Origin of the sequence: Mycobacterium sp. NAZ190054 (assembly GCF_001545925.1) — a bacterium.
GTDB lineage: Bacteria > Actinomycetota > Actinomycetes > Mycobacteriales > Mycobacteriaceae > Mycobacterium.
Genome location: NZ_LMVQ01000223.1, coordinates 1 through 16,688, shown reverse-complemented (window position 1 = coordinate 16,688; position 16,688 = coordinate 1). Strand labels below are relative to the sequence as shown.

Genomic DNA, 16,688 nt, shown 5'->3' with positions numbered 1-16,688 from the left:
TGCGATGCCTCACCGCCCGACACTGGATCCCGACGCCGCGGCGCGCGTCGCCGCGTTCGGTCCTGCCGTCCCCGTTCGGGAGCGAGGGCTGCAGGCCGTGCGCGACGCACTCGAATCAGCGCCTCCCCCAGCCGATATGCCGGCCATGGCCGAGATCCGCGACACCCAGGTCGAGGGTCCGGGCGGACCGGTTCCGGTGCGGATCTACCGGCCCGACGACACCGCCGACCCCACACCGGTCATCGTGCATCTGCACGGCGGCGGACTGGTCATGGGCTCGAACCGCTCGTTCGAGCCGATGGCCCGGGCGCTGGCCGCGGCCAGCGGCGCTGCCGTGGTGGCAGTCGATTACCGGTTGGCGCCGGAGCACCCGCCGCCGGCGCAGTTCGAGGACGCGTGGGCGGTGACGACCCGGGTCGCCGCCGATGCGGAAAGGTTCGGGTTCGACGCCGACAGGGTCGTGGTCTCGGGCGACAGCGCCGGTGGAGGCCTTGCCGCCGCCGTCGCGCTGGCCGCCCGTGACGACGGCGGACCCCGGCTGTTCGCCCAGGTGCTGATGTATCCGGGAGTGGACCGCGACATGGCCGCCCCGTCTGTCCTGTCGAACCCGGACGCGCCGATGCTCAGTCACGACGACATCGTGTACCTGCATGAACTCGCCGACGTCGGTGCGGGCACCCCGCACGACACCCGGCGGGTCCCCGCCTATGCCACCGACCTGTCCGGGCTGCCACCGGCGATTGTCGTCACCGCAGAACTCGATCCCATCTCCGACTGGGGTGAACGCTATGCCGCGCGGCTGCGCGACTCCGGGGTGCAAACCACGCTCACCCGGTACCCCGGCATCTACCACGGCTTTCTGATGCGCTCGGAGGCGACCGCGCGGGGCCGGTTGGCGATGGCCGAGATCGGCGCGGTGTTGCGCGCGAAGTTCGCCCACCCGCTGCCGTTTTCGGTCTGAGATCGGGTCGGCGGGACGACCAACCTCCCGATGGCCGGACATGACGGGTCCGCACCGTCTGGTGTGAACCCACAATCGAACGCAGCAACGGCGCTCACACCGCCGGATCTCAAGAGAAGGAGTACCGATGCTCACCGACGAACGGCGCATGGAACTGTCCGACGTCCTGCGCCCCGTGGCACCGCCGCGCGAGGTCGACAACGTCTACACCGACGATCAGCGACAGCGACTGCTCGACGTCGTGCGCCAAGACGCGCCGTGGCGTCTGATCATCGCCCAGCACTTCTCCTCGCCCGAAGAACTGATGGCGACCATGAGCGGACAGTTCCCCGAGGGTTTCACCCCGACGCTCGACCTGTTCCTGACCCCCACCTTCCGCGGTCACCTCGCGAACTACGGCACCGTCCTGTACCCCGAGATTCACGACTGCTTCTACAACGCAGAGTTTCTCGACATGGCCAAGTCCTATTGGGGCGCCGAGTACGCCAAGCCGCAGATGATGCTGTTCAACATCAACGGCCCGTGCTGCAACCGCGACCCGGGTCACCTCGATTCGCCGAGCTTCCGGGGCGTGCGCTACGAGAACGCACCGACGTGGCTGGTCAGCGTGATGGGCAAGTCCGGCCTGTTCACGGATTATCTGATCAAGATGGCTCAGGTGATCACCTGGTTCTCACACGATGAGGGCAGCGGTTTCACCTACTGGCCCGACGGCCCGCTGAAGGCGCCCAAGCGGGTGCTGCCCCCGGTCTACAACCGCGGCGTCGTGGTGCAGAACGAGATGATGGTGCACCGCGGCGAGGCCAACGGGCCTCTGGAGCAACAGGTTCCGGCCGGGCTGGCGTTCGACACCGTCTTCGCCGGCGACCCGGAGTCGCGCGACCACTGGGTGCTGCGCAACGGTGCGGACGTGATCGCCCGCCATCACACCGACGAACTTCGCTTCCTGGTGCACTGGTCGGCCGAGGTGTTCTCCGACTACGACGAGCTGAAGAAGAACATGGACCACACCGACGACCTGACGATCGACAGGGCGATCGACATGATGGTCGACGACCTGGCCAAGAAGGGCATCAAGCTCGACATCCCGAGTGAACCGCTGCACGATCCGGCCTTCATCGGTGCGCTGAACGCCGCTTACGACCTCGGCGGCCCGGCGATCTATCCGGAAGAGGCGCCGCTGAGCGCGTTCCAGCTCGCCTGAACCGCACATCCGACGACTGTGGCCCCGGAACCGAGAGGATCCGGGGCCACAGTCGTCGGGCCGGCCGGTGGAGGTACCGGGTCGGACGCGGCGACCGACCTAGCCGATGTTCGAGGTGTCGGATCCGCGAGACGACCGGCGTGCTCTCGCAGCGGCATCGGCGCCGGCACGCCGTCCACTGAACACGCAGTCGGAGATCGACAGGCCGCTGACGTAGCTGTTCGAACACACTCCGACGGCATTGCGGCCGGCGGCGTACAGACCGGGCACCACCCCACCGTCTCGATGGACCACCGCACCGGTGTCCTCGTCGACGACAAGCCCACCCAGGGTCAATCCGGGGATCGGGTAGAACAACGAGGAATCGGCGGAGATGTCGATCGAGTAGAACGGTCCGCGCTCCAGCGGCGGACACAGCGATGGATCCTTGTGGGCGGGATCGCCTGTCCCGCTGCTGATTCCGTTGTTGTATCGGTCGACTGTCTTTCGGAGGCCGGTGGCGTCGATACCGTTTTCGGCGGCGAGGCCCTCGATCGTGGCCGCTTTCTTGTGGCCGATGGTCAGCAGATACCACAGCTGAAGGCGTTGAAAGACCTGGGTCTGTTCCTTGACCTGCGTCCTGATCTTCCGCCACGTGGCGGCGTCATAGATCGCCCACCCGGTGCCACCGAAGTCACGCATGAGGACATTGCCGTGGGTGGCTCCGTAGAGATCCTCGTTGGCGATTCGCCGTCCATCCGCGCCGACGGTGAGGCCTTCGAGGAATGCACTGGGTGGTGACAGGAACCGCCAAGCGGTGACGTTGCCCATCTTGTCGGCCACGCCACCGGCGTTCAGCCCGAGCCGGATCCCTGTCCCGTCGTCCCCGACGGTCCCCAGCGGCGAGATCTTCAGGAACTCCGGCGCGTACATCTCGACCCAGGCGCGGTTGTTGATGAATCCGCCTGCGGCCAGAATGACCGCCCCGGCACGGGCTTCGGTCTCGGAACTGGCCTCGTCGCGTAACCGTTCGCCGAGCTTCACGGCACCGGCGACCACGCTCGGCATCCATGTCCCGAGTTTCCCCGTGGCCTGCGCGATCAGTCGATGCCGGCGTGCATTGCGGTGCTCGGGATTCAGCACCGCGTACCGGACACCGGTGACCCGTCCGTCCTCGCCCTGGATCAGGGAGTGCACATGTGCGAGCGGCAGGAATTCGACGCCTTTGGCCTTCGCGGAATCCCGCAGGCGCTCGAAAAGCACTCGGCCTGAACTCATGCCGGGTGCGAGCACGCGGTGACCGCGTGGGGCGGGGTGCGCGTGGTCAGCGTACGGAAATGCCTTCTCGTTGCCCGAGTAGTAGAGGTAGTGCTTGTCGGTGGGGTACGAGGTCTTGTACGACGGCACCGCGCCGCCCCGGAACTGGACGCCCTGTGCCTTGAGCCACTCGATCATCGCGGGGCTCTGCTCGCAGAACCGGGTCAGCGTCTCGGGTTTGACGGCGTCGGTCACCTCATGCGCGAGGTAGGCGCGCATGTCGGTGACGCTGTCGGAATATCCACCCGCCTGCTGTTCGTCGGTGCCGGCTCCGGCGTAGACGATCCCGCCCGAGTAGGCCGTGGCGCCGCCGCCGTAGCCGCGGTCCAGCACCAGCACGCGCGCACCGTGGTCGGCGGCTTCGATCGCCGCGGCGGCACCGGCGGCCCCGAATCCGACGACGATGACGTCGCAATCTCGATCTGTAGGCATCGACGCTCTCCTGGTTTGAAGACCTCGTCCTCGGACGTATGGAGTTTCAGAGTGATTCGGCTTCATCGAGCACCGGTACCGTTCCCCCGCGCACCGCGACCTCGATGGACTCGCGCAGCTGGGGGCAGAGCGAGATGGCTTGGTGTTGCGCTTCCACATGCCGACCGGTACGGCCCCGCGCTTCGCGGTGCCGCCCGCATCGCGCAAGGGAATCGGCGTCCCACTGCACGCTGGTCTGCTCCCAGCTGCTCTTGCGTACCAGCACCTGCGCCCCGCACGCCTCGCACTCGACCGGCTGCATCGGTGCATCGGCGAGCCGGTTGTCGGGGCGGACGCTCATTTGGTCAGACCCACCAACTTCGGTAGCCGGCCCGCCGCGAGATTCGCCTCCACCTCCTTCATCCAGGCTTCGCGGGGCCGGGTGGTGTCGATCTCGAACTCGAAGCGGTCCACCATGTCCGGGGTGACGTCGGCGACGTCGACGTAGAACTGCTCGTACCACCGGCGCAACTGGTAAACGGGACCGTCCTCCTCACACAGCAGCGGGTTGTCGATGCGCGCCTTGCGCCGCCAGATCGCGACGTCCTGCTCGAAACCCATCTTGACGAAGTCCCCCAGCGCGACCGCCATCTGCATCGCCGCGTCGCCGGGCAGCGCATCCGACTTCTCCACCGTGATGCCGTATTGCAACACAAAGGAGTTCGCGTCGATCGGGTAGTGGCAGTTCAACAGCACGGTGCGCTGGTCGCCGTGCTCGTAGTGGTAGGTCAGGTCGTCGATCATGAAGGACGGCCCATAGTAGGACGCGACGGACGTGGTGCCGAGGATTCTGGCGCCCTCACCGCTGCCCAGGTCCGGTCGTGCGTCGCTGCGGTAGTACTGCGTGGCGACGTGGCCCTCGAAGACGTTCTTGAACCCGGTGGGCAACCCGCCGTGGATGTAGAAGAAGTGCGCCATGTCCACGACGTTGTCGATGATCTCGCGGCAGTTGGTGTGCACCACCGTGCTGTACCAGTGCCAGTCGGTCCACCCGTCGGTGCCGACGCCTTCGACGTGCGGAATCGTCACGTCGGCCGGCGGGGCCTTCTTCTCGGGGTCGTTCCACACGAAGAGCATGCCGTCCTGCTCCATGGTCGGCCATGCGGCGGTACGGGCGAGCTTGGGGACGCGGCGGCTGTACGGGATCTGCTTGCAGCGGCCGTCGCCGCCCCACCGCCAGTCGTGGAACGGACACGCGATCTCGTTGCCCTTGACCTCGCCGTCGGACAGGTCTCCGCCCATGTGCCTGCAGTACGCGTCGAGCACGTTGATCTCGCCGTCCTGGCTGCGGAACACCACCAGCTTGGTGCCGAACGCGTTGACCGAATGCGGCTTTCCGTCGCCGAGATCGCGTGTGAGTCCCAGGCAGTGCCAACCGCGCGCGTACCTGGTCGGCGCGGCCTGCGCCTCGATCTGCCGGACGTCTGTGGCGCTGTCGGGCTGCAACGAAGTCATCGCCGGCCATCCTCACTGTGGTTGCTTGACTGCTAGCGAAACTCCGTTGTAGCACCGGCATTCCGGGGTGAGCTGCGTGATGTTCCACTGACCGGGCACCACCGGCGCCACGCCGGCCGGCACCCCCGAGAATCGCCCGGTGACATCTCCGCAGAACATCACGGTCGATGTGCTCGTCGTCGGATCCGGCACCGGCATGGCCGCCGCGCTGGCGGCCCACGAGGTGGGTCTGTCGACGTTGATCGTGGAGAAGACGTCATACGTGGGTGGTTCGCTGGCCCGCTCCGGTGGCGCGTTCTGGATGCCGGGCAACCCCATCCTCGCCGATGCGGGTTCCGGGGATACCGTCGCTTACGGTCGCACCTACATCGACGCGCTGGTCGACGGGGACGCCCCGCTCGACCGGGCGCACGCCTTTGTGGAGCACGGTCCCGCGACCATCGAGATGTTGCGCCGCACCACGCCGATGAAGTTCCAGTGGGCGAAGGGTTATTCGGACTATCACCCCGAGAAACCCGGCGGCAGCGCCGTCGGACGCACCTGCGAGTGCCGTCCGTTCGACACCGCGGTGCTCGGCGCCGACCTGGCCCGGCTCCGGCCCGGGGTGATGGAGTCCGGCTTCCCCATGCCGGTCACCGGCGCGGACTACCGCTGGTTGAACCTGATGGCCCGGATGCCGCGGAAGTCCTGGCCCCGCATCCTGCTCCGCGTGTTCCAGGGCATCGGGGGCTTGGCGCTGCGCCGCCGCTACGCCGCCGGAGGCCAGGGCCTGGCGGCCGGCCTGTTCTCCGGCGTGCTGAACGCACGGATTCCGGTGTGGACCGACTCGCCGATCTCGTCGCTGCTGGTCGACGACGGCCGGGTCACCGGCGCGCTCGTGGACCGCAACGGCACCGAGGTGCAGGTCACGGCGCGGCGCGGTGTCGTCCTGGCCGCCGGCGGCTTCGACCATCTGATGAGTTGGCGGCACAAGTTCCAGTCCGAGCAACTCGGTCAGCACCTCAGCCTCGGCGCCGAAGGCAATACCGGCGACGCGATCCGGCTCGCCCAGGATCTCGGCGCCGACACCGCGCTGATGGATCAGGCGTGGTGGTTCCCCGCATTCGCCCCGCTGCCCGACGGCGACCCTACGGTCATGCTCGCCGAACGCTCCCTCCCGGGCTGCCTCCTGGTCGACCAGCACGGCCGGCGCTTCATCAACGAGGCCACCGACTACATGACTTTCGGGCAGGAGATGCTCAGACGCGAACAGGCCGGCGACCCGGTGGAAACCATGTGGATGGTGTTCGACCAGCGGTACCGCAACAGCTATCTGATGGCCGCAGAGCTGTTCCCGCGCATGCCGATTCCCCAGCCGTGGTACGACGCCGGGATCGCCCACCGCAGCGACGACCTCTCCGGTCTCGCCGAGCGCATCGGCGTCACACCGGCGGCCTTCGCCGCCACGATGCAGCGGTTCAACGACCTGGCGCGCGCGGGCGTGGACGACGACTTCCAGCGGGGTGCCAGCGCCTACGACCGCTACTACGGCGACCCCACGGTCGACCCCAATCCCAATCTGCGCCCGCTGGATTCAGGACCGTACTACGCGGTGAAGGTGGTGCTCAGTGACCTGGGCACCTGCGGGGGGCTGCGTGCCGATGCCCGCGCCCGGGTTCTTCGCGAGGACGGTTCGTCGATCGACGGGCTGTACGCGATCGGCAACACCGCAGCCAATGCGTTCGGCAAGACCTATCCGGGAGCGGGCGCGACCATCGGGCAGGGTTTCGTCTTCGGCTATATCGCCGCCCGCCACGCCGCCGGCCGGCTCGTCTGAACCTGCCGGCGGATCAGTCCGGGGTGTCTGACGAGTCTTCGGCGGCGATGCGCCGCTCGACCTCGTACCAGTATTCGCGCACCGGGAACTGCACGCCCTCCGGCCCACTCTCGCCGAAGGTCTCCTCGACAGCATCGAGTTCCTTGATCATCTGCAGCGCCAGGTCACGTTCGGCGGCGTAGTACTGCTCCGACCAGCGCAACGCGAGCCGGGCATACGACCATGCGGGTTGCTCACCGGTCCAACGCACCTCGGTAGCCGCTGCCTGCTGCAACTGTTCGGCGTATGCGGCGTGCTCGGCCAGAATCTCGCGGAGACGTCCAGGGTTGTGCAGATGTCCGAGCATCACCCGCAGCAGCGGGTTGTGCTTCAGGGTGGGCGGTTCGACGGGTTCTTCATTGGCCCATCGGGTGACCGCGGCCAGTCCGCTCTCGGTGATCTTGTACATGCGTCGGCTGCGGATGCCGGCGTCGACCCGGGAACTCACCAGGCCCAGCCGCTCCAACCGCTTGAGCTCTGAATAGATCTGGCTGTAGGCCGGACTGGAGTAGAAGAACCGGATCGCCCAGTTGATCCACTTCTTGATGTCGTAGCCCGACAGCTCCGCACCGCCGGAGAGCATCCCGAGCAAGGCCCACCCGGTGGGCGACACGTTCACCCCACCAGGCGCGTTCTCGGCGTCTTCCGTCACCGGCCAAGGCTAGCAACGAGGATGAACCGTCGTCGTGCCACTACCGCTGACCGGGAGGGCACGTTGCGCCGCCGGTCGCGGCGGGCGACAGTGTCCGGCAGTGGGTCGACCTACACAAGGAGGGGTATGACCGCCGAGTTGACCGCGTCCCCGGGTGGGCGTCTGACACCGCCGCACGCGTCCGAGATGCGCCGTGTCCTGGGGAACTTCTGCACCGGCGTCGCCGTCGTCACCGCGCACGACGGGGACCGCGCAATCGGCTTCACCTGCCAGTCGGTCACCTCGGTCTCCCTGGAACCCCCGTACATCTCGTTCTGCCCGTCCGCCTCCTCGACGAGTTGGCCGCTGATCCGGCAGGCCGGGGCGCTCTGCGTGAACATCCTCGCCGAAGGACAGCAGGAGGTCTGCACCCGCTTCGCGTCGCGCAGCGATGACAAGTTCGACGGGGTCAGCTGGCGGCCCGGCGGCAACGGCGCGCCTGTCCTCGACGGAACCCTGGCCTGCATCGAGGCCGATGTCGAGATGGAGCACGTCGCCGGTGACCACACGATCGTGGTGGCGCGGGTGACCCGTCTGTGGGCTCACCGGGAACGCAACCCGCTGCTGTTCTTCCGCGGCGGATTCGGTGCGCTCGGCGGTGACCATGACTGAGTCCGCCGCCGGCTTCGACGCCGAGTTCGATGTCGTCGTCGCCGGTTCGGGCGGCGGTGTCGCGGGGGCGTACACCGCGGCACGGGAGGGTCTGTCGGTGTTGCTGGTCGAGGCCACCGACATGTTCGGCGGCACCACGGCCTACTCGGGCGGTGGCGGCATGTGGTTCCCGTGCAACCCGGTGTTGTTGCGGGCCGGCACCGACGACACGATCGACGACGCGCTGACCTACTTCCACGCGGTGGTCGGCGACAGGACCTCCCGCGCGCTGCAGGACGCGTATGTCCGTGGCGGGGCCGGGTTGATCGAATACCTGGAGCGGGATCCCGCGTTCGAGTTCACCGTCCTGCCCTGGCCGGACTACTACGGTTCCGCGCCGGGGGCACGCGACGACGGCTACCGGCACACGGTCCCGGTGCCCGTGCCCGACAGCGCTCTCGGCGAGTACGCCGGCCTGGTGCGCGGACCGCTCGACACCGAGCGCCTCGGCACCCCTGCACCCGATCTGCTCGTCGGCGGACGCGCCCTGGTCGGCAGGTTCCTCGCCGCGATGGCGCAGCTGCCCAAGGTCACCTGCCGGCGCAACTCCCCGCTCGACGGGTTGATCACCGACGGTGGGCGCGTCGTCGGGGCGGTGATCGAGAGCGACGGCGGCACCGTCCGGGTGCGGGCCCGGCGGGGGGTGCTGCTGGCCAGTGGCGGTTTCGAGCAGAACTCCGCGATGCGTGCGCGGTACGGCGTGCCCGGAAGCGCGAACGACACGATGGGCGGGCCGGGCAGCACGGGCCGTGCCCACCGCGCCGCCGTCGCGGTCGGCGCCGACCTCGACCTGATGGACCAGGCGTGGTGGTCGCCGGGGATGACTCATCCCGACGGACGGTCGGCGTTCGCGCTGTGGTTCACCGGCGGCATCTTCGTCAACCAGGACGGACGTCGGTTCGTCAACGAGTCGGCTCCCTACGACCGGCTCGGCCGCGAGGTGATCCGGCAGATGGACCAGGGCACAACACGTCTGCCGTTCTGGATGGTGTACGACAACCGCGCGGGATCCGTGCCACCCGTCGGCGCGACCAACGTGTCGATGGTGGACGAGGCCCAGTACCGCGCCGCCGGGCTGTGGCACACCGCCGACACCGTCGCCGGGCTCGCCGAGATTCTCGGGGTTCCGGCCGGCGAACTCGAAGCCACCGTCGAGCGGTTCAACACGTTTGCCGCGGCCGGAGTCGACGAGGACTTCGGCCGCGGCGCCGAAGCCTACGACCGGGTGTTCACGGCGGGCGAGTCGCCGTTGGTCCCGATCGACACCCCGCCGTTTCACGCGGCCGCGTTCGGTCTGTCCGACCTCGGCACCAAGGGCGGACTGCGCACCGACACGCACGCTCGCGCCCTGACCGCCGACGGCACCCCGATTCCGGGGCTGTATGCCGCCGGAAACACCATGGCCGCCGTGTCGGGCACGACCTACCCCGGCGGCGGCAATCCGATCGGCGCGTCGCTGCTGTTCAGCCACCTGGCGGCGCTGGACATGGCCGGCGGGGGCCACACCCGGTGAACACACCCCTGGACCCCGACGAGGCGCACCGGACAGAGGAGCTCTACCGTCCGCTCACGCAGTCGCTGCGCCGGCTCGTCGACGTGACGATCCGCAGCCGGGCCGATGAAGCCGAGGTGACGCGCGCGCACCGGTTGATCGAGGAGGCCGCCGACCTGCTCGGCAGCCGACTCGACACCGAACCGTTCGGAGTGCGCTGCACCACCGACGGCCGGATCCTCACGTGGGGCAATGTCGCGATCGGGATGCGCAATGCGATCGCTCCCCCGCTGGACGTCCGCAGCGACCAGGATGGCAGGGCCACAACCGATCTCAACTTGGGTGCGGCTTACGAGGGTCCTCCAGGCCATGTCCACGGCGGGGTGTGCGCCCTCGTGCTCGACCATGTCCTCGGCGCCACCGCGCACCGGCCGGGAGAGCCCGCCGTCACCGGCACCCTGACCGTTCGGTATCTGGCGCCCACCCGGCTGGGCGCGCTGCGGGCCGAGGCGTGGGTTGACCGCGATGCCGGCTCGAAAACCTTTGCCGTGGGCCGGATCACGGACAGCCACGGGGTGGTGACCGTCGAGGCCGAGGGTGTCTTCATCCGACCGAAAGTGAAGTCATGACCGTTGACATGTCTTCGCAGCCTGCGATTGCCGTCCCCGGATCCGCTCGAACCGTTCGCCGTGGCCGCCGTCGAACTGGCCGCCGAAGGCCTGGCGAAGCCATTCCCGCCCAAGCCATCGCCCAAGTCTGCGAACTCACCGGGCAACTCAAAGGCCAAGCCACCAGCCGCCGCCAAGTCGACAACGCCACGGTCACCATCGCCCGCCGACACACCCCAACACCACCGCGAGCGTGCGTGAAATCCTAAAAAACCACGGCGTGGCGCCCACAGACACGCACACTCGCGCTCAGAGGGGGCTGCTGACTTACACGGGTTCGAAGGACGAGACGAGCCAACGGCCGTCGACCTTGGTCATGGTCACGACCACGCTGCTGGCGGTCAGCGAGGGCTCCGGTCGTTCGCGGCTGACGGTCTCCTGATTGAGGAAGACGAGCACCTTGGCCTGGTCGGGCTGGAGCTCCATCAGAGCCGAATCAACCACGTGTGCACGGGCTTTGACCCCGCGCTCGCGCGCGGCAGGCGCGACCACGTCGGCGGTGAACTTGCCGTAGTAGGTGGCGAACTCTCCGGTCATCAGCGAATGCGCGGTGCTCAGGTCCGCGTCGATGGTCTCCGGGGCGTACGACAGCAGAGCAGCGCTGGCGCTCGAGGCCGCCTCCACCGCCGACTCCTCCGCGGCGGGACCGGTCTGGCGGTCGACGCGGTACTGCGTCACGTAGAGCGTCAGCAACACCGCCGCCGACGCGATCACCAGCACCGCGACGACCATGGAGCGCCATCGCGACCCCAGCGCCGCAACGGTGCTGCGGGAAATGCCCCGGAACGTCATTGCAGAAACTGCACTTTCGACATCTTGATCCGATCTCCGTCCCGCTGCAGGTCGACTGCCAGCCGCCAGCTCCGCGGCGCCTCGGCGACACCGTCGGCACCGGTCACCGTGGAGGTGGCGGCCACCAGGACCACCGCCGAATCAGCGGTGGCCGACTGCACCGCAGCCGCGTTCGCGGTCGCCTTCGTGGTGACCTCCGCATCGGCGGACAACCTGACGAAATCATCGACGCTGCTCTGGAATTCGGTCCGGAACGGGTCGACCGAGTTGTCGGCGATGCGCTGCGCGCCGGCCTGCGGGTCGCGAAAATCGATGGACATCAACGTGACCACGACCTGTTTGGCGGCTGCGGCGAACTCGGCTCGGTTCTGCTGGTCGCGGACCCCATTACGGTGCTCCCAGAGGATGTGACCGCTGGCCGCCGCCATCGCGACCGCACACAGCACCGCCACGACGCCGGCCACCCACTTCCACCGCGGCCTGGGCCGATCACCGGTCCCGGCCGACAGCGCCGCCTGTTGCGCGGTCAGTTCGCCGAGGTCGTCGAGCTCCGCGACTCGGTCGGCCCGCATCGGCGCCTCGCGTTTCGACATCCGCACCTTCCCTCCGTCCCCGGCTGCCGGCGGCGACCCTCGACGGCACCGTAGGACGCGGCGCAAGTCCACCGAGGCCGCCTTCCCACCCAGTGGGCTGCCTCACCGCGCCGCACGGCGGTCACCAGTGCCGTAGCGAGCAGAGCGCACCTCGTGCCCCTTCGCCGGTGGCCACCACGACTCCGTCCACCGCCAGTTCGCACCTGAACAGCGGTTCCCCGGGAAGCAGTCCACTGGTCGCCGACACCATCGCCCAGCGGTCCGGATCGGCCAGTGCCACGCTGAGCACCCAGGGCTGGTGCGGGCCGATCTCGGCGCGTGCCTTCGGGCTGTACCGGTACGGGTTGTGGCTGTAGTCGGCCCACGTCGGCGGATCGGTGTCCCGGTAGTAGACGTCGGCGGTGACGGGGTGGTCCGCGGTCACCGTGTAGGTGACCTGCCGCAGCACAGGTTGGTCGGCCGTCGCGAACGGCGCCGACACGGTTGCCGCGACGAGGACCGCCAATCCCGCCTGCAGCGCCCTACCCGTCATCGCCGCGGATCCATCTGGGCGCACCGTTGTTCGACTGGCAGGTCAGGAACAGCCCGTCGGGGCTCTGCGCGACCCAGTTCTCGTAACCCGCACAGCCGGAGTCGAACTCCTTGACGCCCGCCATCGACGGGGAACGGAAGTAGCGCGGCTCGAACCGCCGCGGTGAACCGCAGAACACCAGCCGGCCCCACGAGGTGGTACCGAACACGTAATGGGATGTGTCCGAGCATGGCGCCCCGAGGACGACCGCAGGCCTGATCCCGGGCGTACAGAACGGGTCGTCGCAGGGCACCGGCTGGGCCGCACCGGGTGCGGCCGTCAGCAGTCCAGCGGTCAGTGATGCCGCGATCACACCGATTGCCCTGCGCACGGCGCACAGCATGACAGGAGCGGCACCGGAACGGTTTCGGCGAGTCCGCTCAGCGGACATTCACCCGTGAACCCGCGTGTCCCGGTGTTAGCCTCGTGCGCCGCCGAGGCGTGCCGGTCGGCGGCGTGAGGAGCAGCCATGATCCGTGTCCCCGTGGTGCTGACCACTGTCGCGACGATGGCCGTCTGCGGCGTTGCGGGGAGTACGTCCCCGGCAACGGCCGACAACCCGGACTGGGGGCTCAACGGCTCATACCTCGCCACCTCCAACGGGGAGTGGGCCGCAAGAACGAGGTCTTCTACGACCAGGCGAGTCTGCGCAGCACCTGGACGGTCCGCACACAGTGCAGCTACCCCGGTGAGTGCACCGGCACCGTGGACAGCGAGTGGGGGTGGAGCGCACCGATCTACCAGAAGAGCGGCGTCTGGTACGTCAAGCACACCGTCGAGAACTGGATCCCTTGTCCTGACGGCACTTCGGCGCCCGGGCTTCAGGTGTTCCGGTTCAAGGCCATGAACGCCGAAGGCGCGATGGCCGACCCGTCATCGACGACGCTCGTCGGCGAGGACATCACCACCGGTGTCAGCGGAGCGTGTGGCGTGAACCGGCCGGTGTACATCAACATGCCGTTCAAACTGGTCAAGGTCGGCTGACCGGCCTCACCTGGGGAACAGGTCCTCCCAGCTGTCCGGGGTTCCCGCAGCAAGATTCGACTGCCTGAACACGTTCCCGTCCGGGGTTGCGACCTGCCCCGTCTCCGGGTTGTAGGTGGCGACCGCCACCGACGGGCCACCGTCCGGCGTGTCGAAACCGCTCGGCGCGACCGGAATCGCGCCGTTGGCAGCCGGCGCAGGCACGGGTGCCGGCGGTACCGGCGCTTCCGGGGCGGGCATCGGGGTGCCCTGGAGTGGCCCGAAGATCTGGCCGTCGCGGGTGATGCGGTCGTCCGGCGGCACGCCCTGAGCGATCAGCGCCGGGTCGATCGGGTAGGGCCCGAGCACGTGCTGGCGCATCGCCAACGGTTCGAAAGGCCGGTCACTCTCGCAGATCTCGACCGTGGGTGCGCGCTTGCCCGGCTGCTCCATACACGGGAAGTTCCTGGTGCCGCGTACACCGATCGGTGAATCCTGCGGCAGCTTGCAGTACAGCCCGTCCGGGGTGTCGACGTCGGTCAGGTCCGCCGGTGAGCGCCACGACGACGGCGGCAGGAAGCCCACCGTACAGGCGGGCGGATCCCCCAGGTTGAGGGTGAACTCCGACAGGGCCATGCCTGTCGGATTGTTCAGCGACGAGCCGTAGGACTGTGTCGCCGCCAGATACGGGGGCAGCAACACCAGCAACTGCTCCAGCGACGGATGGTAGGCGACGCCGACCTGGCCCACGGTGGTCAGATTGGCCAGCAGCACGGGCAACGTGGGCTTGACCGCGTCGAGCAGGCGGGTGGCTTCGTCGGCGGTTGCCGGACCGGTCTGAAGAATCGTGCGCACCGCCTGGTCGTCGTCGGCGACCTGGCGGCTGATCCCGGCCAGACTGCGCGCCCAGGTGGTGATCGCATCGGTGTTCTCGGCCTGACCGTCCAGAAGGGGGCGGCCGTCGTCGATCAGGGTGCGCATCTGCTCACCGGTGGCGTTGGCGTCGGCGGCCAGCCGGGCCGAGGAGTCGAACAGCGACCCCAACTCGTAGCCGGATCCGTTGAGCGCCCTGAACGATTCGTCGAGCAGGCCACTCAGTGTGCCGGTCGGGATGCTGTCGACAAGCGCGCTCATCTGGTCGAGCATCGGTCCGACGGCCCGCGGAATCGAGGAGCGGTCGCCGGTGATGACGGAGCCGTCCTCCAGATAGGGCCCGCTGTCGGAGCGCGGCTCGAGATCGACGTACTGCTCGCCGACCGCGGACACGCTACGCACGTTGGCCTTCAGATCAACCGGGATCTTCGGCGAACTCTTCAGCGACATCGTGACCGTCACCCCGTCGCGGGTGGGCCGGATGCCGGTGACCTTGCCGACCTCGATCCCCCGGTAGGTCACATTCGAGAATTCGTACAGACCGCCGGTGGTGGGCAGCTGCAGGGTCACCGCGATCCGCCCGATTCCCAGTAGAACCGGGGCCTGTAGGTAGCCGAACACCTTCGCCCCCACCCCCACCACCGAGGCGATGGTGAAGACGATCAACTGTATCCGGACGAAACGGGTCAGCATCAGTTGCCGCCTTCGGCAGGTTGCCCGCTCGCCGCGGCCGGCGGGTCGATGAGCGGTGGCACGGTCGCCACCTCCGCCGGGACGGGTGTCACCGGAGCCTGGAGCGGGTCGAGCGTGTACGACGAGTACCACGGGTCACCCGGTGCGGGCACCAGCGACGCATTCGGTTCACCCCAGCGTGTGCCCAGGAAGATGCCGCTCTTGAGTCGCGGGATCGTGAAGTCGAAGACGATGAACTGATTCATGTAGTCACCCCGGATACCCCGGTCGATGAACTCCTGCGTGTAGGGATAGGTGGGCAGGAACGACAGTGCCGTGGCCAGGTCAGGTCCCACGTCGGCGAGGGCACGCACCGCCGGCTCGAGGTTTCGCAGGTTGCGCACGATGTCGTCCTGTGACTCGTCGATCAGATGTGTTGCGGTTTCGCTGAACTCACCGAGTCTCTGCATTGCGATGACGATGCGCGGCCGTTGCCGGTTGAGCACCTCGAGAGCTTCCGGAATCCGCGTCAGCGCGGCGGCGAGCACGTCGCGCTGCCCGGCGAACGTGTCGGTCAGCCGGTGCAGCGCTCCGATCGTGGCGTTGATGTTGTCGCGCTGGTTGTCGAGGATGCCGATCACGTCGTTGATGCGGGTGAGCAGGCTCCGGATCTGTTCCTGGCGGCCGTCCAGTGCGGCGTTGAAGTTGCCGATGATGTCGCCGATCTGGGTGAGGCCACCTCCGTTGACGACGACCGACAGCGAGGACAACGTCTGCTCGGTCGACGGATACGTGGAGGTTCTGTCCAGCCGGACGTTCGCTCCCGGCTGTAACCGGCCGGCCGGCTCCTCACCGACCGGCGGGTCCAGGGCCACGTGCATCGAGCCGAGAAGGCTGGTCTGACCGACTGTTGCGACGGCGTTGGCGGGCACCACCACATCGGGCTTCACCGAGACCTCGACCTCGGCGTGCCAGTCGGTGAACGTCATCTTGCGCACCGCGCCGACGACGACATCGTCCAGCATGACCGGTGAATTCGACTCCAGCGTACCGACATTGGCGAGTTGGAGGTGGTAGACGAGCGCGTCCGAACCGGTGCCGACCGTCCCGGGCAGCGGAAGTGAGTTCAGCCCGTCGAAGGAACAACCGGTCGCCGTCAACGTCACACAGCACGCTGTCGCGGCCCACCGGCGGGCCGTGGTGCGGGAACGACCTGTCATCACGGTGTCCCCTCCGGCGCGGCCTCGGCCGGCAGCAGCATCTCACCGATGGTGGTCGGGGCAGGTCGCGCAGGCGGCGGCGCGGGCACTCCGGGCGGAATCGGCGCTCCGGGGTACAGGGCCGGATGCGGGTTGGCGGGCAACCCGTGGGGAGCGTACGCACCGGGCGGGTGCGACGGTGACCTCGATCGCCGGGTGCTGTGGACTGGCGGGGAATTTCGGGATGGAGAAGGGGCACTACGACGTGTCGGTCGCGGTCG

The 16,688-nt window shown here is 68.2% G+C and carries 16 protein-coding genes and 3 pseudogenes; 8 read left to right on the top strand and 11 right to left on the bottom strand.

Annotated features, from left to right (window positions below; all coding sequences use genetic code 11):
• The first annotated feature begins 4 nt into the window (after nt 1–4).
• Together ASJ79_RS16275 and ASJ79_RS16270 are read left to right on the top strand one after the other, a co-directional pair.
• A complete protein-coding gene (locus ASJ79_RS16275) occupies nt 5–961 on the top strand; it encodes an alpha/beta hydrolase (protein WP_067957027.1) in 957 nt (318 codons plus the stop codon).
• 127 nt (nt 962–1,088) lie between these two features.
• On the top strand, nt 1,089–2,165 hold the full coding sequence (locus ASJ79_RS16270; protein WP_067957024.1) for a hypothetical protein: 1,077 nt from the start codon (nt 1,089–1,091) through the stop codon (nt 2,163–2,165).
• Nucleotides 2,166–2,264: 99 nt separating this feature from the next.
• On the opposite strand, the gene ASJ79_RS16265 is transcribed toward ASJ79_RS16270, so the two are convergent.
• Genes ASJ79_RS16265 through ASJ79_RS16255 form a run of 3 tightly spaced genes read right to left on the bottom strand, consistent with a single transcriptional unit; the run spans nt 2,265 to nt 5,387 of the window.
• Entirely contained in the window at nt 2,265–3,893 is a 1,629-nt protein-coding gene (locus tag ASJ79_RS16265) for an FAD-binding protein (protein ID WP_067957021.1), read from the bottom strand.
• Nucleotides 3,894–3,939: 46 nt separating this feature from the next.
• Nucleotides 3,940–4,233, bottom strand: a complete 294-nt coding sequence (locus ASJ79_RS16260; protein ID WP_067957018.1) for a hypothetical protein — start codon at nt 4,231–4,233, stop codon at nt 3,940–3,942.
• Nucleotides 4,230–5,387 carry a Rieske 2Fe-2S domain-containing protein gene (locus ASJ79_RS16255; RefSeq protein ID WP_067957015.1) on the bottom strand — a complete coding sequence of 386 codons (1,158 nt, stop codon included), beginning with the start codon at nt 5,385–5,387 and terminating at the stop codon, nt 4,230–4,232. The genes ASJ79_RS16260 and ASJ79_RS16255 overlap by 4 nt, the downstream gene beginning before the upstream one ends.
• Nucleotides 5,388–5,526: 139 nt before the next feature.
• Between ASJ79_RS16255 and ASJ79_RS16250 the strand changes: the two genes are divergently transcribed.
• Complete coding sequence (locus ASJ79_RS16250; RefSeq protein ID WP_067957012.1) at nt 5,527–7,203, top strand: 3-ketosteroid-delta-1-dehydrogenase; 1,677 nt, start codon at nt 5,527–5,529, stop codon at nt 7,201–7,203.
• Between the two features lie 13 nt (nt 7,204–7,216).
• On the opposite strand, the gene ASJ79_RS16245 is transcribed toward ASJ79_RS16250, so the two are convergent.
• Complete coding sequence (locus tag ASJ79_RS16245) at nt 7,217–7,825, bottom strand: PadR family transcriptional regulator (protein ID WP_369803689.1); 609 nt, start codon at nt 7,823–7,825, stop codon at nt 7,217–7,219.
• A gap of 195 nt (nt 7,826–8,020) precedes the next feature.
• Here ASJ79_RS16245 and ASJ79_RS16240 point away from each other — a divergent pair, with 195 nt between their 5' ends.
• From ASJ79_RS16240 to ASJ79_RS33990, 4 genes and pseudogenes are all read left to right on the top strand, one after another.
• Nucleotides 8,021–8,545: a flavin reductase family protein gene (locus ASJ79_RS16240; protein ID WP_067957007.1), complete on the top strand. Its 525-nt coding sequence runs from the start codon at nt 8,021–8,023 to the stop codon at nt 8,543–8,545.
• The gene (locus ASJ79_RS16235) at nt 8,538–10,097 is read left to right on the top strand and encodes an FAD-binding protein (RefSeq protein WP_067957124.1); all 1,560 of its coding nucleotides are present in this window, start codon (nt 8,538–8,540) and stop codon (nt 10,095–10,097) included. Before ASJ79_RS16240 ends, ASJ79_RS16235 begins: the two co-directional genes overlap by 8 nt.
• Nucleotides 10,094–10,705 (top strand): PaaI family thioesterase, encoded by a 612-nt coding sequence (locus tag ASJ79_RS16230; protein WP_067957004.1) that lies wholly within the window; start codon nt 10,094–10,096, stop codon nt 10,703–10,705. Before ASJ79_RS16235 ends, ASJ79_RS16230 begins: the two co-directional genes overlap by 4 nt.
• Before the next feature lie 92 nt (nt 10,706–10,797).
• A pseudogene (locus ASJ79_RS33990) lies at nt 10,798–10,953 on the top strand (hypothetical protein); the annotation flags it as partial.
• Nucleotides 10,954–11,011: 58 nt separating this feature from the next.
• On the opposite strand, the gene ASJ79_RS16225 reads toward ASJ79_RS33990, so the two are convergent.
• From ASJ79_RS16225 to ASJ79_RS16210, 4 genes are all read right to left on the bottom strand, one after another.
• Nucleotides 11,012–11,536, bottom strand: coding sequence for a hypothetical protein (locus ASJ79_RS16225; protein WP_067957001.1), 525 nt, complete (start codon nt 11,534–11,536; stop codon nt 11,012–11,014).
• Entirely contained in the window at nt 11,533–12,129 is a 597-nt protein-coding gene (locus tag ASJ79_RS16220; protein ID WP_067956998.1) for a hypothetical protein, read from the bottom strand. The genes ASJ79_RS16225 and ASJ79_RS16220 overlap by 4 nt, the downstream gene beginning before the upstream one ends.
• A 121-nt stretch (nt 12,130–12,250) precedes the next feature.
• Complete coding sequence (locus tag ASJ79_RS16215) at nt 12,251–12,661, bottom strand: hypothetical protein (RefSeq protein ID WP_067956994.1); 411 nt, start codon at nt 12,659–12,661, stop codon at nt 12,251–12,253.
• Nucleotides 12,651–13,031: a hypothetical protein gene (locus ASJ79_RS16210; protein ID WP_231750873.1), complete on the bottom strand. Its 381-nt coding sequence runs from the start codon at nt 13,029–13,031 to the stop codon at nt 12,651–12,653. The genes ASJ79_RS16215 and ASJ79_RS16210 overlap by 11 nt, the downstream gene beginning before the upstream one ends.
• A 138-nt stretch (nt 13,032–13,169) precedes the next feature.
• Between ASJ79_RS16210 and ASJ79_RS16205 the strand changes: the two are divergent.
• A pseudogene (locus ASJ79_RS16205) lies at nt 13,170–13,684 on the top strand (hypothetical protein).
• Nucleotides 13,685–13,690: 6 nt separating this feature from the next.
• On the opposite strand, the gene ASJ79_RS16200 reads toward ASJ79_RS16205, so the two are convergent.
• The 3 genes and pseudogenes from ASJ79_RS16200 to ASJ79_RS35080 form a co-directional block, all read right to left on the bottom strand.
• On the bottom strand, nt 13,691–15,229 hold the full coding sequence (locus tag ASJ79_RS16200) for an MCE family protein (protein ID WP_067956990.1): 1,539 nt from the start codon (nt 15,227–15,229) through the stop codon (nt 13,691–13,693).
• The gene (locus ASJ79_RS16195) at nt 15,229–16,428 is read right to left on the bottom strand and encodes an MCE family protein (RefSeq protein ID WP_067956987.1); all 1,200 of its coding nucleotides are present in this window, start codon (nt 16,426–16,428) and stop codon (nt 15,229–15,231) included. Before ASJ79_RS16195 ends, ASJ79_RS16200 begins: the two co-directional genes overlap by 1 nt.
• Nucleotides 16,428–16,688: pseudogene (locus ASJ79_RS35080) on the bottom strand (mammalian cell entry protein); the annotation flags it as partial. The pseudogene ASJ79_RS35080 and the gene ASJ79_RS16195, both read right to left, overlap by 1 nt.